This window comes from Ancylobacter sp. IITR112 (genome assembly GCF_041415945.1).
Classification (GTDB): domain Bacteria; phylum Pseudomonadota; class Alphaproteobacteria; order Rhizobiales; family Xanthobacteraceae; genus Ancylobacter.
In genome coordinates, this window is record NZ_JBGCUS010000001.1 from 2,840,189 (window position 1) to 2,864,644 (window position 24,456).

18 protein-coding genes are annotated in these 24,456 nt (G+C 67.8%); 12 read left to right on the forward strand and 6 right to left on the reverse strand.

The window, feature by feature from the left end; genetic code table 11:
* Window positions 1-510: 510 nt before the first annotated feature.
* From AAC979_RS13610 to AAC979_RS13625, 4 genes are all read left to right on the forward strand, one after another.
* Window positions 511-1,740, forward strand: a complete 1,230-nt coding sequence (locus AAC979_RS13610; RefSeq protein WP_371347413.1) for a glycosyltransferase — start codon at window positions 511-513, stop codon at window positions 1,738-1,740.
* 209 nt (window positions 1,741-1,949) lie between these two features.
* Entirely contained in the window at window positions 1,950-2,981 is a 1,032-nt protein-coding gene (locus AAC979_RS13615) for a GDP-mannose 4,6-dehydratase (RefSeq protein WP_371347414.1), read from the forward strand.
* A 149-nt stretch (window positions 2,982-3,130) separates the two neighbouring features.
* The gene (locus AAC979_RS13620; protein WP_371347415.1) at window positions 3,131-4,309 is read left to right on the forward strand and encodes an FkbM family methyltransferase; all 1,179 of its coding nucleotides are present in this window, start codon (window positions 3,131-3,133) and stop codon (window positions 4,307-4,309) included.
* Window positions 4,310-4,317: 8 nt separating this feature from the next.
* Window positions 4,318-7,995, forward strand: a complete 3,678-nt coding sequence (locus tag AAC979_RS13625) for a glycosyltransferase (RefSeq protein ID WP_371347416.1) — start codon at window positions 4,318-4,320, stop codon at window positions 7,993-7,995.
* A gap of 122 nt (window positions 7,996-8,117) precedes the next feature.
* On the opposite strand, the gene AAC979_RS13630 is transcribed toward AAC979_RS13625, so the two are convergent.
* Window positions 8,118-9,149, reverse strand: coding sequence for a peptidylprolyl isomerase (locus AAC979_RS13630; RefSeq protein WP_371347417.1), 1,032 nt, complete (start codon window positions 9,147-9,149; stop codon window positions 8,118-8,120).
* Window positions 9,150-9,572: 423 nt separating this feature from the next.
* Between AAC979_RS13630 and secA the strand changes: the two genes are divergently transcribed.
* Window positions 9,573-12,368 (forward strand): preprotein translocase subunit SecA, encoded by a 2,796-nt coding sequence (secA, locus tag AAC979_RS13635; RefSeq protein WP_371347418.1) that lies wholly within the window; start codon window positions 9,573-9,575, stop codon window positions 12,366-12,368.
* Between the two features lie 9 nt (window positions 12,369-12,377).
* Entirely contained in the window at window positions 12,378-12,776 is a 399-nt protein-coding gene (locus AAC979_RS13640; RefSeq protein WP_371347419.1) for a nuclear transport factor 2 family protein, read from the forward strand.
* 17 nt (window positions 12,777-12,793) lie between these two features.
* On the opposite strand, the gene AAC979_RS13645 is transcribed toward AAC979_RS13640, so the two are convergent.
* The 4 genes from AAC979_RS13645 to AAC979_RS13660 form a co-directional block, all read right to left on the reverse strand.
* A complete protein-coding gene (locus AAC979_RS13645) occupies window positions 12,794-14,350 on the reverse strand; it encodes a L,D-transpeptidase family protein (protein WP_371347420.1) in 1,557 nt (518 codons plus the stop codon).
* Window positions 14,351-14,645: 295 nt separating this feature from the next.
* On the reverse strand, window positions 14,646-15,599 hold the full coding sequence (locus tag AAC979_RS13650; RefSeq protein WP_371347421.1) for an acetyl-CoA carboxylase carboxyltransferase subunit alpha: 954 nt from the start codon (window positions 15,597-15,599) through the stop codon (window positions 14,646-14,648).
* Between the two features lie 116 nt (window positions 15,600-15,715).
* On the reverse strand, window positions 15,716-16,687 hold the full coding sequence (locus AAC979_RS13655) for a tyrosine recombinase (protein ID WP_371347422.1): 972 nt from the start codon (window positions 16,685-16,687) through the stop codon (window positions 15,716-15,718).
* Window positions 16,684-16,827: a hypothetical protein gene (locus tag AAC979_RS13660; RefSeq protein WP_371347423.1), complete on the reverse strand. Its 144-nt coding sequence runs from the start codon at window positions 16,825-16,827 to the stop codon at window positions 16,684-16,686. Before AAC979_RS13660 ends, AAC979_RS13655 begins: the two co-directional genes overlap by 4 nt.
* Window positions 16,828-17,038: 211 nt before the next feature.
* On the opposite strand from AAC979_RS13660, the gene AAC979_RS13665 reads away from it, so the two are divergent.
* From AAC979_RS13665 to AAC979_RS13675, 3 genes are read left to right on the forward strand one after another with little or no spacing between them, the layout of a single operon-like run.
* The gene (locus tag AAC979_RS13665; protein ID WP_371349057.1) at window positions 17,039-17,629 is read left to right on the forward strand and encodes a shikimate kinase; all 591 of its coding nucleotides are present in this window, start codon (window positions 17,039-17,041) and stop codon (window positions 17,627-17,629) included.
* Window positions 17,626-18,765 carry a 3-dehydroquinate synthase gene (gene aroB / locus AAC979_RS13670; RefSeq protein WP_371347424.1) on the forward strand — a complete coding sequence of 380 codons (1,140 nt, stop codon included), beginning with the start codon at window positions 17,626-17,628 and terminating at the stop codon, window positions 18,763-18,765. Before AAC979_RS13665 ends, aroB begins: the two co-directional genes overlap by 4 nt.
* Before the next feature lie 9 nt (window positions 18,766-18,774).
* Complete coding sequence (locus tag AAC979_RS13675; protein ID WP_371347425.1) at window positions 18,775-20,052, forward strand: HlyC/CorC family transporter; 1,278 nt, start codon at window positions 18,775-18,777, stop codon at window positions 20,050-20,052.
* Between the two features lie 80 nt (window positions 20,053-20,132).
* Here the strand turns inward: AAC979_RS13675 and AAC979_RS13680 are convergent, their stop codons facing one another.
* The gene (locus tag AAC979_RS13680; protein ID WP_371347426.1) at window positions 20,133-20,423 is read right to left on the reverse strand and encodes a BolA family protein; all 291 of its coding nucleotides are present in this window, start codon (window positions 20,421-20,423) and stop codon (window positions 20,133-20,135) included.
* Window positions 20,424-20,633: 210 nt separating this feature from the next.
* On the opposite strand from AAC979_RS13680, the gene AAC979_RS13685 reads away from it, so the two are divergent.
* From AAC979_RS13685 to cobT, 3 genes are all read left to right on the forward strand, one after another.
* Window positions 20,634-21,254: a J domain-containing protein gene (locus AAC979_RS13685; protein ID WP_371347427.1), complete on the forward strand. Its 621-nt coding sequence runs from the start codon at window positions 20,634-20,636 to the stop codon at window positions 21,252-21,254.
* Between the two features lie 52 nt (window positions 21,255-21,306).
* Window positions 21,307-22,293, forward strand: a complete 987-nt coding sequence (cobS, locus tag AAC979_RS13690; protein ID WP_244375109.1) for a cobaltochelatase subunit CobS — start codon at window positions 21,307-21,309, stop codon at window positions 22,291-22,293.
* Window positions 22,294-22,393: 100 nt separating this feature from the next.
* Window positions 22,394-24,385, forward strand: a complete 1,992-nt coding sequence (gene cobT, locus AAC979_RS13695) for a cobaltochelatase subunit CobT (protein WP_371347428.1) — start codon at window positions 22,394-22,396, stop codon at window positions 24,383-24,385.
* Window positions 24,386-24,456: the final 71 nt, after the last annotated feature.

Sequence of the window (24,456 nt, forward strand, 5' to 3'; positions counted from 1 at the left end):
TGGTCGAACGGCAGCAGGCTGCGGCGCGCGAAGGCAAGCCATAGCCGCTTTTCCTGCGGGGGCCTGGACGTGCATCATCTTCGACGGGGCCGCTCTCCCAACGCCGATCGCGATGGCGGGAGGCGCCGCGCGCGGGTCCTCGCCGCTGCGCCTGCGAGTGCGTTTCGGCCCCCTCTGATCTGCCTGCCTGCCGGCCGGCGCCGCCGCCGGCGCCACGGGGGACCTTCCGCTCCTCTCGGCCTGGGCGCGCCTCAGGAACGCCCCGATGTCGAACAAACGCCGCGCGGCGCCTCCCGCCGTCGCCGGCGGGACCCAAGGCAGCCTTGCGGCGTTGCAGCCACCTTCCCACATCAGGCGCCGATGGGAACGGGGATTGAAGCGCGCGGCACCGCCTCGTACGCTACCCTTGTTTCGGGGCGCGCGCCGCCAGGGCGAAAGGCTGCACCCCGTCGCATGTCGTGCCGGCACGATCGGAGAGGAACCGGCGGAAGGCGCTGCGGCGGCGCCCTCATGTCCGTCCGTTCCCGTTTCGCCCGAAAGGCCAGTATTTTGCAGGCGTTTGCAGCCAGGAACATCTTTGGCGGGTCTCTGGCGCGGGCAAGACGCGCGCTCCTCTGCCGGTCGGCCAATTGCCCTTCTGCGCTGCCAAAGCCATGCTGGCTGCATGAGTTTCTCGGGCAATGCCGCCCGCCGGGGCTCGACATTGTCGGCTACCTCCTCTCGGAGATCGGCCTGGGAGAAGCCGCGCGGCTCATGGTGGCCGCGCTTGATCACGGCGGCATTTCCGCCGGGCTGATCAATGTCCCCCTTCCCGGCCGCATGTCGGAATGTGTGCTGGCGGATCGGCTGGCCAGGGCATCGCGGCATGACACGTCGCTGACGATCTGCGGTGCGGCCGAGGTCGGCATGTTCGCGCCTCGCAACTGCCGAGGCCAACGCAATATCGTCTATCCCTATTGGGAACTGCCGCGGCTTCCCACCGCCTGGAAGCCGCTATTCGGCGCCTTCGATGCCTGCTGGGCGCCCACCACATTCATTCGCACGGCGCTGGAAGAGCTGCTGTCGAGGCCGGTGCCCCTCGTCCCGCAGCCCGTTTACCTGCCCGCCACTCCCCCGCAGCAGAGTTTCGCCGGGCCGCTCACCATCCACACCTTCTTCGACTTCGATTCCTATGTCGCGCGCAAGAACCCGCTCGGGGCGATACGCGCGTTTCGCGCCGCGTTCCCGACCGGGCGGGAAGATGTCCGTCTGGTCGTCAAGGCGCGCGGCCAGCCCGACGAGCCGGCGCGAAGGCAACTCTTTGACTGCGCGCAGGACGATCCACGCATCGCGATCATCGACAGGACTCTCACCCGGGTGGATATGTCGGCCCTGATGGAGGCGTGCCACGTCTTCATCTCGCTTCATCGTTCCGAAGGCTTCGGCCTCGGATGCGCGGAAGCGCTGGCGCACGGCAAATGCGTCGTCGCCACCGATTTCGGCGGATCGCGGGATTTCATCAATGAGCGGACGGGATTTCCCGTGACCTATCGGGCCGTCGCTGTGACGGAGCGGCACTATGTGGGCGCCGAAGGCGGTTCTTCTTGGGCCGAACCGAATATCGACCATGCTGCCAGCCTCCTGCGAGAGATCTATGACGCACCGGAAGGCGCTGCGGAACGTGCGCGTGCCGGCTTCTTCCACTTGAAAAGCACCCATTCATTTGAAGCCACATCGAATATCATTAAACAAATTATTTGATCGAGCCGCCTGTTTTGGGGCATAATCAGAATGTGATTATTTATGCAAATTATATAGCATGCATACTCAAATGACTTTTTACCTATCTTGAAACAGATGCGATATTAGTAACAACCCATCATGCGGAAATGGTTGCACTGGACAGGCGCCGCCGGCATGTATTTATAGTCAATCTCGTCCAGATTGACCTCGCAGGTGGGGAGTACGGTGTGAAGAAGGCGTTGATCACGGGAATAACCGGCCAGGACGGGAGTTATCTGGCCCGCCTTCTGGTTGAAAAAGGCTATGAGGTCACAGGCGCGGTCCGGGGCAATTCTCAGGTCAAGCTCACCCGCCTGAAGAAGCTCGGCATCGCCGATCACGTTCGTCTGGTCGACCTCGATCTCGGCGAGATCAACGGAATCAACCGCGTCATTCGTGCCACGCCCTTCGACGAAGTCTATAATCTTGCCGCCCAGAGTTTTGTCGGCTCGTCCTGGGACCACCCGATCTACGTCGCCGATGTGAACGGGCTCGGCGTCGTCCGCCTGCTCGACGCGCTGCGCACCTATGCGCCACAGGCGCGTTTCTACCAGGCTTCAACTTCCGAGATGTTCGGCCGCGTGCGCGCAGTGCCGCAGAATGAGGAGACCCCGTTCCATCCCCGCTCGCCCTATGGGGCGGCCAAGGCCTATGGCCATTACATCACGGTGAACTACCGGGAATCGTTCGGGCTGCATGCCTCATCCGGCATTCTCTTCAACCATGAAAGTCCCGTGCGCGGCGCGGAGATGGTCACGCGCAAGATCACGCTCGGCCTTGCCCGCTTCGCCCGTGGCGAGCACGTCCCGCTCGAACTCGGCAATCTCGATGCGCGGCGCGATTGGGGTTTCGCCGGCGACTATGTCGACGGCATGTGGCGCATGTTGCAGCAGGAAGCGGCTGACGATTACGTTCTGGCCACCGGCATAACCACACCCATCCGGGATTTCGTGACCTTCGCGGCCGAAGCGCTCGAACTCAGCCTCGACTGGTCCGGCGAGGGCACGAACGAACAGGCGGTGGATCGCAAGAGCGGCAAGCTTGCCGTCCGGGTGAACCCGACATTCTACCGGCCGGCGGAAGTCGACCTTCTCATCGGCGATGCCACGAAAGCCCGCACGAGGCTCGGCTGGGAGCCAAAGGTCACGGTTGGCGAGCTTGCGGTCATGATGGCCCGGTCGGATTATGATGACTGGCGCCCGGGCGGACCGGCCAGCTAAGGCGCCGGCCGTGGCGGCCAAGCCGGAGTCCCGCGCCTCCGTGGGGCCGAACGGTCTGCTTGCACCGCCGCCTGCGCGCCGTCGCGCCTGCGCCGCCGGCCCACGGGTTCGGCCGGCGTGGCGCCGCTCACCGCCTTCGGAGACATGCCGTGGCCTTTGTTTCGTTCGCGCAGAATTATGAAGATGTCATGCTCTGGCGGGCGCTCGCCCATGTCGGCCGCGGCTTCTATGTCGATGTCGGCGCTTTTTCGCCGGATGTCGACAGCGTCACCCGCGCCTTCTATGAGCGCGGCTGGCGGGGGGTGAACATCGAGCCGATGCCCGAGCGTCTGGCGGAGCTGGAGGCGAAGCGCCCGGGCGACCTCAATCTGGGCGTCGCGGCGAGCGATGGCGAGGGAACCGCCCGGCTCCACATCATCGGTGACAGTGGCCTGACAACGGTCGATCCCGCGCTGGCCGAACTGCATCGCGCTCAGGGTTGGGCGGTGTCGGTCATCGACGTGCCCCGGCGCAGGCTCACCGAGCTCCTGGACGCGCATCTGGCGCCGGACCAGACGATTCACTTTCTGAAAATCGACGTTGAGGGGCATGAAACGGCGGTGGTGCGCGGGCTGGACCTCGCCCGCTATCGCCCCTGGCTCATCGTCATCGAGACCACGCGCCCCAATTCACCGGAAGAAACGTCGCGGGACTGGGAAGGACTGCTGATCGCGGCAGGCTATCGCCGCGTCTATTGGGACGGCCTCAACCGTTTCTACCTCGCCGGAGAACACGCGGCCCTCGCGGCGGCCTTCTCCGCCCCGCCCAATGTCTTCGACGATTTCGTGAAGCACGACGGGCAGGTCGACGCGCTTGAGCGCCTGCTTGCGGACGAACGCGCCACGAGCCGCGACGCGGCGGCACGGCTGAAGCAGTTGGAGCGGCAGATCGACGAGCTTCGCGCCCAACTTGCGCAGCAGACCTCCCCACCAGGCGCCGGCACGGCGCCGCCCATGCGCCGCCCGGCCTGGGAGAAACTGCTCTTCCGCAAATCGGGCCGGCCGACCAAGATGCTGCGCCGCCTGCTCTTTCACACCAGCGGCAAGCCGCGCGGTTCGTTCCGGTGGGTGATCTTCCACGCAAATGGACGGCCGCGCCGGCCGTTCCAGCGATGGCTCGCCAGCGAGGAATATCAGGGCCTTCCCGGCGCATGGGTGGGTTCTCCCGGCTCCGGTGCCTCCTGGGAACCCGACGCCTCGCCGGGATCGGCCCCTCATCTCAGCCCTGCGGCCGCGCTGCTTTCCCGACGCATCGCGGCGCGACGCGCCATCGCCCCGACGGAAGGGTGAGGGAGAGCATGCGCATCCTTATTGACCTTCAAGGCCTCCAGTCGCGCTCGAGCGCCCGGCGCGGCATCGGCTGCTATACGCGCGCTCTGGTGGAGGGCCTGCTGCGCCACGCGCCGGACGACGAGTTCATCCTGCTGCTGAACGGCATGGTCGGAGAGGACAATATGGGCCTGCGGCGCGCCTTCGCCGCATGGCCGAATGTCCGCATGCGCGTCTGGACCGCCCCGACGCCCGTCAGCTTCCTCGCGGGAGGCGAGAGGCGACAGGCGGCGGTTGCCCTGCGCAACGCGGTCATCGCCGATTGCGCCGCCGATTTGGTTCTGGTCACCAGCCTTTTCGAAGGCTTCGCCGAGGACTGCGTGGTCGGAACGGGCGACATCCCGACAGCCATTGTGCTTTACGATCTCATCCCGCACCTTTTCGCCGACACGTATCTGGCCGATCCGGCGATCCGGCGCTGGTACGAGGGGCAGCTCGCGGCGCTGAACAAGGCCGATCTGTTGCTCGCCATCTCTGCCTGCACGGCGCGCGACGCGGCTGAGCATCTCGCCCTGCCGGCGGAGCGGGTCGTCAACATTGGCTCAGATGTCGCCCCCCGCTTCCGGCCGCTCGCGCTCGACCCGGCGCAGCGCGAGGGGATCGCCGCGGAGCTTGGCCTCACCCGCCCCTTCCTGATGTATACCGGCGGCATTGATCCCCGTAAGAATATTCCCGCGCTCATCAGCGCCTTCGCCGCGCTTCCCCGGCAGGTGATCGACACGCATCAGCTTGCCATCATCTGCAGCGCCCACAACGATGACAAGCGGCGGCTTCGCGCCCATGCACGCTCCGCCCGCCTGCCGGAGGATGCGGTGATCCTCACCGGCCATGTGCCCGACGACACGCTTGTCGCCCTCTACAATATGTGCGCGGCGTTCATCTTCCCGAGCTGGTACGAGGGCTTCGGGCTTCCGGTGCTGGAGGCGCTGCGCTGCGGTGCGCCGGTCATCGGAGCGAATGTTTCCAGCGTGCCGGAGATCATCGTCCGCGAGGACGCGCTGTTCGATCCGCGCTCCATTCCGGACATGACGCGGATGATCGAGAAGGTGCTGACGGACGAGGCTTTTCGCCTTTCACTGCGGGAGTCGGCGCCCGCTCAGGCCGCGCGGTTCAGTTGGGATGACACGGCGCGGCGCGCGCTGGACGCGCTGCGCGGGCGGTTGTCACAGCCGACGCCGGCGCGGACAAGCGGGACCGACAGCGCCAAGCCGCGGCTGGCCTACGTCTCGCCCCTGCCGCCCGAGCGCAGCGGCATCAGCTTCTACAGCGCCGATCTCCTACCCGCCCTGTCTGCGTATTACGACATTGAGCTCATCGCGCGCGAGCCGGGCTCGGTCGATCCCGCGCTGGCGGCCCGCTACCGTGTACACGACATCGCATTCCTGCGCGCCAATGCCGACCGCTTCGATCGTGTGCTCTACCAGTTCGGAAATTCCCATTTCCACGCCCACATGTTCGAGCTGCTGGAGGACGTGCCGGGCGTCGTCGTCCTGCATGACTTTTTCCTCTCCGGCATCGAGCGCGCCTCCTCGCTGCCCCGCTTCTTCCGGCTGCTGGCCGAAAACCATGGCTATGCGGCACTGCCCCCATTCGGCGCGGCGGCCGAGGGCCAGGACAGCATCGGCACGGCGAGCCGCGTCTGGCCGACCAATGCGCGCGCGGTGCGGGCGGCGGATGGCGTGATCGTTCACTCCGAACATGCCCACCGGCTGGCGCAGCGCTTCTACCACCCGGCGACTGTCGACGACTGGCAGGTCGTGCCGCTGGCCCGGACGCTCCATCGACCCGGCGACGGCACGCGAAGCGCGGCCCGCTCGCGCCTCGGCATCGGGTATGACGAGGTGCTGATCGCCAGTTTCGGCCATATCGCGCCGACCAAGCTGCCGCTTCGCCTCATTGAGGGACTGCTCGCCTCCGCCGCCTCCACCAATCCGAAGGTCCGCTTCCTCTTTGTGGGCGATGATGGCGACCAACATGCGCAGATCATGCAGCTTATCGCCGGCACCCCCTGGGCCGGCCGCGTCGACATCACCGGCTGGACCGATGAAGCGAGGTTCCGCGACCATCTGCTGGCGGCCGATCTCGCCATCCAGCTCAGGACACACTCGCGCGGGGAAAGCTCTGCCGCCGCCCTCGACTGCCTGAACCACGGGCTCGCGGTGATCGTGAACGCGCATGGAAGCCTTGCCGACCTGCCCGCGGACTGTGTGCTGCGCATTCCCGACGCCTTCGCGGCCGGCGATCTCGCGGCGGCCATCGACCGGCTGATCGGGGCCCCCGACATGCGCGCGAAACTGGGCGAGGCAGGGCGGGCGCTGGTCGCGGCGCAGCACTCGCCCGAGGCCTGCGCCCGCGCCTATCGCGACGCCATCGAGACCTTCAGCCGCCGCGCGCAAGGCCGGCACCGGCTGGTCGCCGAATTCGCCCGATTGGCGCCTGATGCCGCCCTCGATGCCGCCCTCGCACAGGCCGCCGCCGACAGCCTGCCGACCGGAGCACGGCTGCGGCAGTTGATGGTCGATGTCAGCGAACTTTCGCGCGGCGATGCCAATAGCGGCATTCAGCGCGTGGTGCGGGCGATCCTTGGCGTGCTGCTGACGAACCCGCCGGCGGGTTGGCGGGTGGAGCCGGTTTTCGGCGACCCCGCCCTCGGCCGCTTCCGCTATGCGCGCCGGTTCACCTGCGCTTTCCTCGGACGCCCCGAAATGTGGGCGGAGGACGATCCCGTCGACATCTATCCCGGCGATGTCCTGCTCGGGCCGGACCTGCCGCTCCTGGTCCTCCCGCGCATGCAGGGGGCGCTGGATGCGATGGCATCGGCCGGCATGCATCTCGCCTTCATCGTCTACGACCTGCTGCCGATCCGGCTCCCGGCCTATTTTCCCATTCCCGAGGGGGTCTTCGAGCAATGGCTGCAGACGATCGCGCGCTATGACCAGTTGATCTGCATTTCCCGCGCGGTGGCCGATGAACTCGCCGACTACCTCGCCGCGCATCCGCCCGCCACCGGGCGGGCGCCCGCCATCGACTGGTTCCACCTCGGCGCGGATCTGGAGACGGCAACCAGCCGCACGGCGCAGGCTGAGCGCAGGAAAAGCCCCGCCCCGTCGCCGGGCGGCGGTGCTCGTTTCCTCATGGTCGGCACCATCGAACCACGCAAGGGCCATGCGCTGGCGCTGGACGCCTTCGAGCGGCTGTGGTCCGCCGGCAGCGACGCCGCGCTGGTGATCGCCGGCACGGCGGGCTGGAAGGTCGACGCGCTCATCCAGAGGCTGCGCCTTCACCCCGAGGCGGGCAATCGGCTGATCTGGATCGAGCGTCCCAGCGACGAGGAGCTGACGCGGCTCTATGGCACCTGCACCTGCCTTCTCGCCGCCAGCGAGGCCGAAGGCTTCGGGCTGCCGCTGATCGAGGCCGCACGGCACAATCTGCCCATATTGGCCCGCGACATCCCGGTCTTCCGTGAAGTGGTCGGCGACCACGGCACCTATTTCGACGGAGCCAGCGCACGGAACCTGCAGACGGCGCTGGAGGCCTGGCTGGCGGGATGGCGAGCCGGCCGGGTGGTGGAATCGAGCGGAATGCCGTGGCTGAGCTGGCGCGAGAGCGTCGACACGTTGCTGCGTCGCCTGCCGCTCGCCGACTGACAGGCGCCCGGAGCCCGGTCGGGGATGAGCGGCTGCTCAGGCAGAACGCTCTCACTCGCTGCGGTCTCGGGAGCCGTAAAAAGGTCGTCGCGCGGCGCGCCGGCCGCGCGACGACCGGAAGATCAGGGCGTCGGCGCGGCCGGGGTCGCGGCGGGCGCGTTGATCAGGTCGCCAGGCTTGGGGGCGGCATCGGTCTTCTCGACCTTGGCGGCCTCGCGGGTCTTCTGCACCGCCTCGGCCTGCGCCTTCTGCGCCAGGAACTGCTCGATCTGCGGCTTGACCTCGTCAAAGGTCGGCACCGGCCGCTCGCGCTCTTCCTCGACCTTGATGACGTGCCAGCCGAACTGGGTCTTCACCGGCTTCGACACCTCGCCCGGCTTCAGCTCGAAGGCGACTTCGGCGAATTCCGGGACCATCTGCTCCTTGGTGAAGAAGCCGAGATCGCCGCCATCGGCCTTGCCCGAGGGGTCCTCGGTGAGTTCGCTGGCCAGCTTGGCGAAGTCCGCGCCCTTCTTGAGCTGGGCCTCGACATCTTCCGCCTTCTTCTCGGCGGCGGCCTGCGCCGCCTTGTCGTTGGGATCGGCGCGGAACAGGATGTGGCGCGCGCGCACTTCCTTCTCCGGCTTCTGCTGCTTCACCGCCTCTTCATAGGTCTGCTTCAGGGCGGCGTCGGTGAGCGCGTCCTTGGTGGCCTTGGTGAGGATGGCCTGCATCAGCACGCGCTTGCGGATGAAATCCATCTCGCGCTTGAATTCCTCGGTCTCGTAGAGCTTCTGCGCCTCGGCGGCCTGCGCCATGGCGTTGAGGTCGATGAGGAAGCCGAGCACATATTCGTCGCGCGCGGCGCCCTGGATCTGCTGCGGCAGGTTGGGCGCGAGTTCGGCGGCGGCGGCATCCACGTCGCTGCGGCGGATCGGCTGGCCATTGACGGTGGCGAGCACGGGATCGTCGCTCTGCGCAGCGGTGGTCGCCGGCGCGGCGGGCTTGGAAGCGGCGGCGTTCGGAGCGGCGGGCTTCGGAGCGGCGTCCTGGGCAAAGGCCGGCAGGGCCGGAAGCACGGCCGTGCCGACGAGAGCGGCGAGAAGACCGGCGCGCACGAGGCCGGCGGGGCGTTTGGCCACCTTGGCCGCGGTGTGCGGGCGATGACGGGTCATGAAGCGTTCCTCAATTTCGGTTGGCCGCTGCGGGGCCGCGAAAGCTGGCCCAGCCCGGTTCAGGTTGCAAGCGGGTAGATCACCGATGCCGGATATTTCGCCGCCGGAGCGTCGGGAAATGAACCGCCGGGACGACGGCCTGCGGGTTGGCGAAACAGTCGTCCGGCCTGCGATTGACAACCCCCAAACCCGTTCATAAGTGTGGCACGCGGTGCGGGTTCTCGCCGGCACTCGCGCTTATGTGACGCAAGAACCCGCAAGCCGTTCGCGGCGGCCCGGCCCTGAAGACCCATTTCGGCCGTAAATGGCGTCTCGATGAGGCTTCAGCCCGCGCTCTCGCGCCCGCAGCTTGCTCAAGAGGATGCGGCGGCCCGTCACCGCCCGTCCGACACCTGCCCCTGGCGGACTCGGATTGGAAGTCTCATGTTCGGCGCTCTCGCGCGAAAGCTCTTCGGATCGGCCAATGACCGCCGCGTGCGCGGTTATCAGCCCAAGATCGCAGCCATCAACGCGCTCGAACCCGAGATCAAGGCGCTCTCCGACGAAGCGCTGCGCGCGCGAACCGTCGCCTTCCGCGAACAATTGGCCAAGGGCGCCAGCCTCGACGACCTCCTCGTCCCCGCCTTCGCCACGGTGCGCGAGGCGGCACGCCGCGCGCTCGGCCAGCGCCATTTCGACGTGCAGTTGATCGGCGGCATGGTGCTGCATGAGCGTGGCATCGCCGAGATGCGCACCGGCGAAGGCAAAACGCTGGTCGCCACCTCCCCGGTCTATCTCAACGCGCTCACGGGCAAGGGCGTGCACGTCGTCACCGTGAACGACTATCTCGCCAAGCGCGACGCCGAATGGATGGGGCGGGTCTACCGCTTCCTCGGCCTCACCGTCGGCATCATCCATCACGGCATGGACGACAATGAGCGCCGCGCGGCCTATGCCTGCGACGTGACCTACGCCACTAATAACGAACTCGGCTTCGACTATCTGCGCGACAATATGAAGTACGAGCTGAACCAGATGGTGCAGCGCCCGCACTTCTACGCCGTGGTCGACGAGGTGGACTCGATCCTGGTCGACGAGGCGCGCACGCCGCTGATCATTTCCGGCCCGCTCGACGACCGCTCGGATTTCTACAACACCATCGACACCTATATCCCCAAGCTGTCGAAGGAGGATTACGAGGTCGACGAGAAGCAGCGCTCCGTCGCCATGACCGAAGCCGGCATGGAGAAGATCGAGACCCTGCTGCGCGACGCCGGCATTCTCAAGGGCGAGAGCCTGTACGACATCGAGAACGTCTCGGTGGTCCACCACGTCAACCAGGCGCTGCGCGCCCACACCCTGTTCCAGCGCGACAAGGACTACATCGTCCGCAATGGCGAGGTCGTCATCATCGACGAGTTCACCGGCCGCATGATGCCGGGCCGGCGCTATTCCGAAGGGCTGCATCAGGCGCTCGAAGCCAAGGAGCGGGTTCAGGTCCAGCCCGAGAACCAGACACTGGCCTCCATCACCTTCCAGAACTATTTCCGCATGTATGAGAAGCTGGCCGGCATGACCGGCACGGCCAATACCGAAGCGGCGGAATTCCAGGACATTTATAGTCTCGAAGTGGTCGAGATCCCGACCAACCTGCCGGTGCAGCGCATCGACGATGACGACGAGGTCTATCGCACGGCGGGCGAGAAATATAACGCCATCATCGACCTCATCACCGACTGCAAGAGCCGTGGCCAGCCGGTGCTGGTCGGCACCACCTCGATCGAAAAGTCGGAGCTTCTGGCCGAACTTCTGAAGCAGCGCGGCTTCCGGCAGAAGGATTTTTCCGATCCCGACGCCTTCCGCCCGCTCTATGACGGCGACCAAGGCACGGCGGACGACAAGGTGTTCGCGGTGCTGAACGCCCGCCACCACGAGCAGGAATCCTACATCGTCAGCCAGGCCGGCGTGCCTGGCGCCGTCACTATCGCCACCAACATGGCCGGCCGCGGCACCGACATCCAGCTCGGTGGCAATGCCGAGATGCGCATCACCCACGAGCTCGGCGACATGCCGGAGGGCGAGCAGCGTGCCGCCGCCGAAGCGCGCATCCGCGAGGAAGTCGCCAAGCTGAAGGCGAAGGCGCTGGAAGCCGGCGGGCTCTATGTCATCGGCACCGAACGCCATGAAAGCCGGCGCATCGACAATCAGCTCCGCGGCCGCTCCGGTCGTCAGGGCGACCCCGGTCATTCGCACTTCTTCCTGTCGCTCGAAGATGATCTGATGCGGATATTCGGGTCCGACCGGCTCGACGGCATGCTGCAGAAACTCGGCCTCAAGGAGGGCGAGGCCATCGTCCATCCCTGGATCAACCGGGCACTGGAAAAGGCGCAGCAGAAGGTCGAGGCGCGCAACTACGACATCCGCAAGAACCTGCTGAAATATGACGACGTGATGAACGACCAGCGCAAGGTGGTGTTCGAGCAGCGCGTGGAACTGATGCAGGACGAGGATGTCGCCGAGACGGTGGCCGAGATGCGCCACGGCGTCATCGAGGACATCGTCACCAAGCATGTGCCGCCCAATGCCTATCCCGAACAGTGGGACACGGACGGGCTCGCCGAGCAGTTGCAGCGTGTGCTCGGCCTCGACCTGCCGGTCAAGGAATGGGCGGCGGAGGAAGGCATCGCCGACGAGGAGATGCGCGAGCGCGTGCAGCGCCGGGCCGATGAGGCCATGGCGCTGAAGGCGGTCAAATACGGCCCCGACATCATGCGCTATGTCGAGAAGTCGATCCTCCTGCAGACGCTGGACCATCTCTGGCGCGAGCATCTGGTGACGCTCGATCATCTGCGCCAGGTCATCGGCCTGCGCGGCTATGCCCAGCGCGACCCGCTGAACGAGTACAAGTCCGAGGCGTTCCAGCTTTTCGAGGCCATGCTCGCCAATCTGCGCGAGGCGGTGACCGCCCAGTTGATGCGCGTCGAGGTGATGGCCGCGCCGCAGACGGAGGAAATGCCTCCTATGGCGCCGCACCATATCGACGCCGCCACCGGCGAGGACGAATTCGCGCTCGCCGATGCCGAGATCGCCGCCGCGGCGACGCTCGCCCCCGCCGTCGACGCCGCGACGCCGAACCGCGACCCGAACGACCCCGCCACCTGGGGCCGGGTTGGGCGCAACGAGCCCTGCCCCTGCGGCTCGGGCCTCAAATACAAGCACTGCCACGGCAAGTTCGTCTGAGGCGGGGCGATGGGTGACGGGGTGCAGGGCGTTCTAAATGACGACCTGGCCCGTGTCGCCGCCGCCGAACAGCGCCTGCGCGACGCCGCTCTCGCGGGCGATGTCGCCGCGCTCGACGCGCTGCTGGCCGACGATCTGGTGTTCGTCAACCAGTTCGGCCATGTGCTGAGCAAAGAGGACGATCTCGACCTGCACCGCACCGGCGCCTTCCGACTGAAGCGGCTGGCCTTTTCCGACTACCGGCTAAGCCATCTCGCGCCCGGGCTGGTGCTTGCGGTGCTGCGCGCCGATGCGGCCGGCACGGCGGGCGGGGCGCCCTTTGAGGCAAGGCTGCGCTTCACCCGCGTCTGGCGACAAGAGCCCTCAGGTTGGCGGGTCGCCAGCGCCCAGAGCACACCCCTCGCCTGACGCCCTGCAGAAGACGCCTACTGCACCGCCGAGAAGCTGCCCGGCGCGAGGATGCCGGCGGCGCCCGGCAAGGTCGGCACCGCGCCGGATGCGGCCGCCGGGCTGGCCGAGACGATGGAAGACGACGCGGCGCCAGTCGAAGGCGCAGCGGCGGGCGACGTTGCTGCCTGGGCCTGCGGGTGAGCGGGGCTCGCCGCCGCCTGCCGCGGCACGGGCGGCTTGACGGGAGGAACCGGCACATCGGCGATCGGCGCGGCCGGCGGCGCCTCTGCCGGCGCCGCGCTGCCGCCGAACAGGTTCTTCAGGCTGTCGAGAAAGCCGCCATTGCTGCCGGCATCGAGCGCGGCGAGCTGCGGCAGCGCTGCCCGCTCCGGCGGCCGGGCCTGCGCATTCGCGGTAGCGTCAGACGGGCCACCCGCTTGTGGCGGGGTCGGCGCCGAGGCCGGCGTCGCCGCAGCCACAGCCGGGGGCGCGGAGGCGGTCGGCGCCGACGTCAGCCCGCTGAACAGACTGTCGAAAAACCCGCCCGTGCTCGGGGCGGCGGCCACCGCCGTGCGCGGGCCCCCCGGCGCGTCGTCGGGGCGCGGGGCCGGCAGGGGTACGGTGGCGCTCTCCATCACCGTGTCGGCGGTGGCGAGCGCGATGCTCTCCGCCGGCGCCGGCTCGGTGGTGGAAACGCCATAGTCGCTGCCCGGCGGCTTCACCACCGGCGGCAGGGAACCCGGGGCGGAAAGCTCGGGATTTTCCAGCTTGGCGAGGAACACCTTGTGCATGCCGCCATCCTTGCCGGTCTTGACCGGGGCGACGGGCTGCAGCGCGCCGGCGCTGGCGATCTTGGTGGCGACATCCTTCTGCCGGGCGGCGACTTCTTCTTCCAGCCCTTCCGGCATCGTGTAGTCCGGGCAGGGCAGGCTCGCCTGCAGCTTCTGGTTCGGGTCGGTCGGCGTGGCGTTGAACACGTAGCGCTTGCCGCAATAATCCACCTTCGGCGGCGCCTTGGTGATCTCGAACACGTCGCTGCCTTCCTTCAGCATCTTCCAGAAGGCGAGGTTCGGGTTGTTGCGGTGGCGGACCAGATTATCCGTGGTCATGCGGAACGGATAGGCCTGCACCTGGAAGGAGCGCTGGCCGCCATAGAAGCTCTCGCGGCCGAGGGCGAAGATTTCCTGCACCTGTTCGTCGGTCATGGCGTAGCAGCCGCGCGAGGAACAGTCGCCATGCACCATGAGATTGCTGCCCGAACGGCCCCAGGCGCGGTCATAGGCGTTGGGAAAGCCGAGATCGAAGGCGAGGTAATAGCTGGAATTGGGATTCATCTGGCCGGGCGTGATGGCATAGAAACCCTCCGGCGCCTGCCGGTCGCCTTCGCGCACCTTCGGCCCCAATTCGCCGGACCAGCGGCAGATCGGGTAGGTCTTCAGCAGCGCATACTCGCCGCTGGTGGTTTCCTTCCAGACTTCGAGCTCGGATTCTTCCTTGAAGATCCGCACCACGATCGGGCTGGACTTGGTCATGCCCTTCTGGTCGATCAGCGCCAGCGTCTGCGGAGAAAGGCTCTTGCTCGCCTTCGACATGGGCGAGTTGTCGTCGCTGCCCTTGCAGCCCGCCAGCACGAGCGCGGCGCAGCCGGCCAGCAGAGCGGCACGCCAGCGAGCCCCAAGGCCCCGGTTGCGCGTCTGACGCCAGCGGCTCGAAAAGGCTCGACCCTGCAAACCCGGTATCTCCCCGACTGCCCGACGCACGCGGCGCTTGCGCCAGACGTTATCTTGCCAAGCGTTATACTGCGTCCGACGCCCGCGCAATCCCGCCTCGCGCGCGCCCCGTTCACAGCCCGGCGAGGCCCCCCCCCCCCGCGCCGGGGGGGGCGGCTCAGAGATTGCGGCCGATGGCGAGGAACTTCTCGCGGCGGGCCTTGCGCAGCGCCGCCGGCTCCATGCCGTCGAGTTCACCCAGCGCCGCCTCGATGGCGTCGCCCGTTGCCCGCATCGTCGCCTCGGGGTCGCGATGCGCGCCGCCCGGCGGCTCGGCAATGACGGAATCGATGACATGGAAGCGCAGGAGGTCCTGCGCGGTGATCTTCATGTTCATCGCCGCTTCCTGCGCCTTGGCGGTGTCGCGCCAGAGGATCGAGGCCGCGCCTTCCGGCGAGATGACGCTGTAGATGGAATGCTCCAGCATCAGCACGCGATTGGCGGTGGCGATGGCGATCGCGCCGCCCGAACCGCCCTCGCCGATGATGACGGCGACATTCGGCACGCCGAGCGACAGGCAGGCATCGGTCGAGCGGGCGATCGCCTCGGCCTGCCCGCGCTCCTCGGCATCGAGGCCGGGAAAGGCGCCGGCGGTATCGACCAGCGAAATGACAGGCAGCGAGAAGCGGTCGGCCAGTTCCATCAGCCGCACCGCCTTGCGGTAGCCTTCCGGCCGGGCCATGCCGAAATTGTGCTTGATGCGGGTCTCGGTGCTGGAGCCCTTCTCCTGCCCGATCAGGCAGACGGCGCGGCCGCGAAAGCGGGCGAGACCGCCGAGAATGGCGTGGTCGTCGCCGAATTTGCGGTCGCCGGCCAGAGGGTCGAACTCCTCGAACAGCGCCGCGGCGTAATCGGAGAAGTGCGGGCGCAGCGGATGGCGCGCCACCTGCGTCTTCTGCGAGGGGGAGAGGTTGGCATAGAGCTGGAGCAGCGCGTCGCGCGCCTTGCCTTCCAGCCGCGCGATATCGTCGCCAATGGCGACCGCGTCGCCCTGCGCCGCCATAGCGCGCAATTCTTCCAGCTTGGCCTCGAGTTCGGCCACGGGCTTCTCAAAATCGAGGTAGCTGCGCATTGGAAATGATTGAACCGGCTCACAGGAAAGGGGGGCCACCGGAAGCGGCAGCCCGCGAAATCGGGCGGAAGCTGCCCCGAGAGGGTGGCGACGTCAAGGCAGGCGCGCGGCTGCGCTCAATCGCCGCTCCCCTCACTGAGCGGATGCAGGTCGCGCACCAGGCTTTTCAGCCGCTCATCCAGTACATGGGTATAGATCTGCGTCGTGGAAATATCGCTGTGGCCGAGCAGCGTCTGCACGATGCGCAGTTCCGCCCCATGCGCCAGCAGGTGGCTGGCGAAGGCATGACGCAGCACATGCGGCGAGAGCCGCGCCGGATCGAGCCCGGCGGCCAGAGCGAGGTCTTTCAGGTCCAGCGCCACCTGTTGCCGGGTGATGTGCCCGCTCGCCCCCCCGGAGGGGAACAGCCAGCGCCCGCGCTCCGGCGCCGCCTTGCCGGCATTCTTCTCCGCGCCATCCGCCCGCGCCGCCTCCAGCGCGGCGCGATAGGCCGCCATCGCCGTCTTGGCCGCCGCGCCGAGCGGGACGAGACGCTCCTTGCGGCCTTTGCCGCGCACGATGATGGCGTCGCCCCGCGCATTTGCCGCCGAGGCCGGCAGCGCCGCGAGTTCGGACACGCGCAGACCCGTGGCGTAGAGCAGTTCGACGAAGCAGGCGGTGCGCGCCCGCCGCGCGGCCTCTCCACGGCTCGACACCGCCTCGCTGGCGCGGGCATGGGCGGTGGTGATCAGGGCGCTCACCTCTTCCTGCGACAGCACCTTGGGCAGCGGCCGGCTGCGGCGCGGACCTTCGAGCACGGCGGCGGGGTCGTCGCCGCGATGGCCCTCGGCATAGAGGAAACGGTGAAACTGGCGCACGGCGGAGAGCTTGCGCGCCACGCTGGCGCTGGCGAGGCCGCGGGCGGAAAGTTCGGCGAGCCAGGCGCGCACCTCCTGCGTGCTGGCGCCGGCGGCATCGCGGCCCTGCGTGGCGAGGAAGCCTTCATAATCCTCGAGGTCGCGCTGATAGGCGCTGAGCGTGTTGGTCCCGGCACCGCGCTCGGCCGCCATCATGTCGAGGAAAAGCTGCGCCGCCCCGCGCCCGCTCATTTGGCGAAACGGTCCTGCGGCACCACGATGCTCATTTCCCGCATCTGCGGCGTCACCAGCGTGGCGAACGCCCACAGCGTGCCATAGCCGATGCCGCCGATGATGCCGAGAATGACGAGAAGACGGATGAGGCTCGGCATGGTTGAGCAGGCCCTGCACGATTCGAAGGACGGGTCCGCCGATCCTAAGGCCGTTGGGCGCGGCGTTGGAAGCGGGCGGCAGCAGCCCCAGCCTGCCATCTCTGTCTGAACGGAGCGTTACAGCACGGGCTTTACCTGAGGGATGCCCGCCTCGCATTGCGTCCCCCCCGCGCTGATGCTAGTCCGCGCTTGAGCCAGTGAGCGCAGGATGATGACGGCGGAACCCGAACAGGACGAGAAGGCGGAACGGCTGCGTGCGCTGCTGGGCACGCGCTCCGTCGTGCTCGTCGGCATGATGGGCGCCGGCAAGTCCTCGGTCGGCAAGCGCCTCGCCCGGCGCCTCGCTTTGCCCTTCGCCGATGCGGACACGGAAATCGAGCAGGCGGCAGGGATGACCATCCCGGAGATTTTCGCCCTGCGCGGCGAGCCCGCCTTTCGCGACGGCGAGAAGAAAGTGATCGCCCGCCTGCTGGAAACCGGGCCGATGGTGCTCGCCACCGGCGGCGGCGCCTACATGAACGCGGACACACGCGCCGCCATCGCCGCCAACGGCATCTGCGTCTGGCTGAAGGCCGAGCTCGACGTGCTGCTGCGCCGCGTGCGCCGGCGCGACGACCGGCCGCTGCTGAAGAACGACCCGGAAGGCACGCTGGCCCGGCTGATCGACCAGCGCTACCCCGTCTATGCGGGCGCCGACCTTACCGTGGTGTCGCATGACGTGCCGCAGGAAGTCATGGTCGACACGGTGATCGAGGCCCTGATCGGCCATCTCGCCGTGCCGGTTTCGGGAGACGAGACGTGAACAAGCAAGCCACCCCCTTGGCCGCCGACCGCACCCAGCTTCGCGTCGGCCTCGGTGAGCGCTCCTATGACATCGTCATCGGCCCCGGCCTGCTGGCCGAGGCGGGCACGCGCATCGCCGCGCTGCGCCCGGGCGCCCGGGTCGGCATCGTCACCGACCGCAACGTCGCCGACCGCCATCTCGGCGTGGTCGAGGCGTCGCTGCGCGAGGCCGGGCTGACGCCGAGCCCGGTCATCGTCGAGCCGGGCGAGAAATCGAAATGCTACGCCGTGTTCGAGGAGGTGGTCGATGCGCTGCTCGCCGCCCGCATCGAGCGCCGCGATCTCGTGCTGGCGCTGGGCGGCGGCGTGGTCGGCGATCTCGCCGGCTTCGCCGCCGCGGCGCTGCGGCGCGGGGTGGATTTCGTGCAGGCCCCGACCAGCCTGCTGGCGCAGGTCGATTCCTCGGTCGGCGGCAAGACCGGCATCAATTCGCGCCATGGCAAGAATCTGGTCGGCGCTTTCCACCAGCCTATCCTGGTGCTGGCCGATGCCGGCGCACTCGACACGCTGCCGCTGCGCGAGTTCCGCGCTGGCTATGCCGAGGTGGCCAAATATGGGTTGATCGACAATGCCCCGTTCTTCGCCTGGCTGGAGCGCCGCTGGGAAGCGGTGTTCCGTGGCGGCGCCGAGCGCATCGAAGCCATCGCCACCAGCTGCGCTTCCAAGGCCGCCGTGGTCAGCCGCGACGAGAAGGAGACGGGCGACCGCGCCCTGCTCAATCTCGGCCACACCTTCGGCCACGCGCTGGAAGCGGGCGCCGGCTTTTCCCAGCGCCTGCTGCATGGCGAGGCGGTGGCGGTCGGCATGGCGCAGGCGTTCCGCTTCTCGGCCGCGCAGGGCCTGTGCGCGCCGGCCGATGCCGAACGGGTGGAGACGCATCTGCGTACGGTCGGGCTACCGACCCGCATCGCCGACATTCCCGGCCCGCTGCCCGACACGGACGGGCTGATGGACCTGATCGCACAGGACAAGAAGGTCTCGCGTGGCGCCCTCACCTTCATCCTGGCGCGCGGCATCGGCCAGAGCTTCATCGCCCGCGATGTTGATCCTGCGCAGGTGCGTGCCTTCCTTGAGGTGGAACGCCAGCCCCGATAAGAAGGCGCCATGACCGCTTATGACTGGATCGCTCTCGGCGCCGTCGTCATCTGCCTCCTGCTGTCCTGTTTCTTCTCGGGCAGCGAGACGGCCCTGACCGCGTCCTCCAAGGCGCGCATGCACGCGCTGGAAAAGAACGGCGACGCCCGCGCCTCGCTGGTGAACCGGATGATGGCGCAGCGCGAGCGGCTCATCGGCGGCATCCTGCTGGGTAACAATCTCGTCAACATCGCTGCTTCCTCGCTCACCACCGGCCTGCTGCTCGCCTGGTTCGGCTCGGCCGGCATCGCCTATGCGACGGTGGGGATGACCATCATCGTCGTCATCTTCTCCGAGGTGCTGCCCAAGACCATCGCCATCAACCACCCCGACCGGGTGTCGCTGCGGGTAGCGCGGCCGATCCGCTTCATCGTCGGCCTGTTCGGCCCGCTCACCCTCGCCATCGAGGCGCTGGTGCGAGCCTTGCTGAAGGCGATCGGCGTGCCACTCGGCGCCACCACCAATGTGCTCTCCGCCTCGGACGAACTGCGCGGCGCGGTCGACCTGCTCCACCGCGAAGGCAGCGTGGTCAAGGACGAGCGCGACATGCTCGGCGGGCTGCTCGATCTCGGCGAGCTGGAAGTTTCCGACATCATGGTCCACCGCACCAAGATGGCGAGCCTCAACGCCGACACGCCGCCGGAGCGGATCGTGCAGGAGGTGCTGGCCTCGCCGCACACCCGCCTGCCGCTGTGGCGCGAGCGGCCGGATAACATCATCGGCGTGCTGCACGCCAAGGACCTGCTGCGCGAGCTGATGGCGCTCGGCAACGACACCTCGAAGCTCGATATCGAGAAGATCGCCCGCACGCCCTGGTTCGTGCCGGATGTGACCTCGCTGCCCGACCAGTTGAAGGCGTTCCGGCGCCGCAAGCAGCATTTCGCCCTCGTGGTCGACGAGTATGGCGAGGTGATGGGCCTGGTGACGCTGGAAGACATTCTGGAGGAGATCGTCGGCGACATTTCCGACGAGCATGACCGCGCCTTCACCGGCGCCCGCCGCAACCCGGACGGCTCGGTCAGCGTCGAGGGCTCGGTGGCGATCCGCGATCTCAACCGCGCCATGGGCTGGCACCTGCCGGATGAGGAGGCGACCACCATCGCCGGCCTCGTCATCCACGAGGCCCGCATCATCCCCGAGCCCGGGCAGGCCTTCATGTTCCACGGTTTCCGCTTTCAGGTGATGCGCAAGCAGCGCAACCGCATCACCCTGCTGCGCATCGCCCCGCTGCGGCGGGCGGCCGCCTGAGGCAGCCGGCCCCGGCGCCCGTCGCAACTTGCCTGGCTCTGGCATTTATGTCGTGCGCGCCCATATAGGACAGCGTCGCGCTACTCGCCCGGCGCCTTGGCCTCGATGGCGAGGGCGTGCAGGCCGCGCGCCATCTCATCCGCCAGCAGGCCGTTCACCAGCCGATGCCGCGCCAGCCGGCTCTGGCCGGCAAAAGCCTGCGCGACAATCCGCACGCGCAGATGCGTGAGCTGACCGGGACGATGACCGCCATGGCCTTCATGCCGATGACTTTCATCCTCGAGTTCGAGAACGCTGGGCGAGAGTTCGGCCAGCGCCGCCCGCACGCGGGCAAGGGCTTGCGCGACGGCGTCGGGGGGCGGGGCGGGCATGTGCGTGCTCATGGCCGATGCGGTACGCCCACGCTCCCGCCACGTCAACAGCCTGCCTGCGCCGGGCCCGATTGCACCGCAATCGCAGCGTAGAGGTGGCGATCCCGCCGCGCCGCCGGACCGCCACTACCCCGGAATGATGCGCCGGGGGCGGTGACGACGCAGCGGTTTCTTGTATACCTGCTCCAGCAACAGCATAATCGTCGGACCATGAAGCTCGACTCCCCCCTCTTCGATCGCATCCGGGTGAAGCCCGACCGTGATCGCCGCCTGAAGGCGGAAGGCCCTACCTGTGAATGGGAGGGCTGCTGCAATGCCGCGACTCACCGCGCGCCCAAGGGGCGGCAGATGGAGGGGCAGTTCTGGCGCTTCTGCTTCGAGCATGCCCGCGCCTATAACCAGTCCTATAATTATTTTGCCGGCATGGGGGACGACGCCGTCGCCGCCTATCAGAAGGACGCCGCCACCGGCCATCGCCCGACCTGGAAGATGGGTTCCAAGGGCGGCGCGGCGCGGGCGGCCGAGCACGCCAAGCGCCATTCGACGGAAAATATCGGCGATCCCTTCGGTATGTTCGGCGAGGTCGGCGGCCGCGCCCGGGTTGAACCGGAAGCCCCGCGCGAAAGCCGGATGATCCGCAATGCCGAGCGCCGCGCCTTCGAATCCCTGGGCGTGGAGATTTCCGCCACGCCGGAGGAGATCAAGGCCCGCTTCAAGGTGCTGGTGAAAAAGTACCACCCCGACGCCAATGGCGGCGACATTTCAACCGAGGACCGTCTGCGCGACGTGATCCAGTCCTATAATCATCTCAAGAACGCGGGCTTCTGCTAGGGAAGCGCGTGCCAGACCAGCCCGCGCGGCATCGCGCGGCAACGGAGGAAGAATGACCGCCCCGCTCACGCAAGCGCCCGCGCTGCCGGACATGAAGGTCTCTGTTCGTCAGGTGTTCGGCATCGACGTTGATCTCGAAGTGCCGGCCTATGCCGAACCGGACGCCTATGTCCCGGAGATCGACCCGGACTATCTGTTCGACCGCCCGACCACGCTCGCCATCCTCGCCGGCTTCGCGCATAACCGCCGCGTGATGGTCACCGGCTATCACGGCACCGGCAAGTCGAGCCATATCGAGCAGGTCGCCGCCCGGCTCAACTGGCCCTGCGTGCGCGTGAACCTCGATAGCCATATCAGCCGTATCGACCTGATCGGCAAGGACGCCATCGTGGTGAAGGAGGGCCTGCAGGTCACCGAGTTCCGCGACGGCATCCTGCCCTGGGCCTACCAGAACAATGTCGCGCTGGTGTTCGACGAATATGACGCCGGCCGCCCGGACGTGATGTTCGTCATCCAGCGCGTACTGGAATCCGCCGGCCGGCTGACGCTGCTCGACCAGAACCGCGTCATCCGCCCGCACGGCGCTTTCCGCCTGTTCGCCACCGCCAACACGATCGGCCTCGGCGACACCACCGGCCTCTATCACGGCACGCAGCAGATCAACCAGGCGCAGATGGACCGCTGGTCCATCGTCACCACGCTGAACTATCTGGCGCATGACAAGGAGGTCGACATCGTCGTCTCCAAGGCCAAGAACCTGCAGACGCCGGAAGGCCGCGACACCGCCGCGCGCATGGTGCGCCTCGCCGATCTCACCCGGCAGGCCTTCATCAATGGTGACCTGTCGACGGTGATGAGCCCCCGCACCGTCATCACCTGGGGCGAGAATGCCGAGATCTTCCAGGATCTCGCCTTCTCCTTCCGCGTGACCTTCCTCAACAAGTGCGACGAGCTGGAGCGCCCGCTGGTGGCGGAGTTCTACCAGCGCTGCTTCGGCAAGGAACTGACCGAATCCGCGGTCAACGTCGTCCTGTCCTGAGCGACACGCGCCCTCTCCCCGCCGGGGAGAGGGGCACCGCCCCCGCGTTCGGGGCGACCTCCCGCAGGGGAGCCGTGATGCCAACCTCCAAGGCAAGCCCATGTCCACGTCGAACCGCACCACCCGCACGCCGCCCAAGGAAGCCCCGACCGAGCCGCTGAAGCGCGCCGTCACCGGCTGCCTGCGCGCCATTGCGGGCAATCGCGAGATCGACGTGACCTTCGGTTCGGAAAAGCCGGGCTTCGCCGATGGCCGCGCCCGCCTACCCGAGCCGGCGCGCCGCCTGTCGAAGCAGGACGCCGCCATCATGCGCGGCCACGCCGATTCCATGGCGCTGCGCATGGCCTGCCACGATCCGAAGATCCACCAGCGCCTTGTGCCGATGGGCGAGCAGGCCCGCGCCGCCTTCGAGGCGGCCGAGCAGACACGCTGTGAATCGGTCGGCGCCCTGCGCATGGACGGCGTGGCGCTGAATCTCTCCGCCATGCTGGAAGACCGCTACCAGAAGGCCAATTTCGCCAATCTCGCCGACCGTTCCGACGCGCCGCTGGAACACGCGCTCTCGCTCATCCTGCGCGAGCGCATGACCGGCATGGCCCCGCCCGCCGCCGCGCGCGAGATGGTCAATCTCTGGCGCGGCTTCATCGAGGAGCATGGCGCCACCGCGCTCGACGAACTCGCGGGCGCGGCGGAGAACCAGACCCGCTTCGCCGAGGCGATGCGCGACCTCTTGTCCTCGCTCGGCATGGGCGAGGACATCGCCCCCTTCGACGAGAACAACGACCCCTCCACCGAGACCGACGACAGCCGCGACGACGACAACGGCAAGGGCAGCGACAGCGAGGAGGAGGAGAACGCCGAGGGTCAGACCGAGGTCGACACCGACCTGTCCTCCGACCAGAACCCGGAAGAATCCGAGGAACAGCAGGACCAGCCCAATTCCGAACTGTCCGACGACGCGGAGCTTGGCGAATCCGATGACGCCTCCGAGCCGTGGAAGCCGGAAAACGCGGTGCCGGCCGAGCCGCGCCCGCCGGAATACCACCCCTTCACCCCGCGCTTCGACGAGACGGTGAACGCCGACGAACTGTGCGACGCCGAGGAACTGACCCGGCTGCGCGCCCATCTCGACAAGCAGCTCGTGCATCTCTCCGGCATCGTCGCCCGTCTCGCCAACCGGCTGCAGCGCAAGCTGATGGCGCAGCAGAGCCGTGGCTGGGAGTTCGACCTCGAAGAGGGCATGCTGGACCCGGCGCGCCTGCACCGCATCATTCTCGACCCGATGCAGCCGCTCTCCTTCAAGCGCGAGCGCGACACCGATTTCCGCGACACCGTGGTTACCCTGCTGCTGGACAATTCCGGCTCGATGCGCGGCCGGCCGATCACGGTCGCTGCCGCCTGCGCCGATATTCTCGCCCGCACGCTGGAACGCTGCGGCGTGAAGGTGGAAATCCTCGGCTTCACCACCAAGGCGTGGAAGGGCGGGCAGGCGCGCGAAGCCTGGCTGTCCGCCGGCAAGCCGGGCGCGCCCGGCCGGCTGAACGACCTGCGCCACATCATCTACAAGGCGGCCGACGCCCCCTGGCGCCGGGCACGTCGCAATCTCGGCCTGATGATGCGCGAGGGGCTGCTGAAGGAGAACATCGACGGCGAGGCGCTGGAATGGGCGCATAACCGGCTGCTGGCCCGCAATGAATCGCGCCGCATCCTGATGATGATCTCCGACGGCGCGCCGGTGGACGATTCCACCCTCTCGGTGAACCCCGGCAATTATCTGGAGCGGCATCTGCGCTGGATGATCCAGCAGATCGAGGACAAGTCCCCGGTGGAACTGATCGCCATCGGCATCGGCCATGACGTGACGCGCTATTACAAGCGCGCCGTCACCATTGTCGATGCCGAGGAACTCGGCGGCGCGATGACCGAGAAGCTGGCGGAACTGTTCAGCGAGCAGGGCGCGCGCGGGTGCGCCAAGGAGACCAAGGGCCGCAGTGCCGCCGCCTTCGCGCAGACCCCCAAGGCGGCGCCCAAGCCCGCAGCGCCGGCCGGCCGGCCGGCAGCGACGCCGCTCTCCACCCGCCGGGTGCATTAGGGGTGCAAAAGCGGCGGCGGCCGCTCTGTCCGCCGCCGTCATCCCGGCCGCAGCGAAGCGAAGAGCCGGGA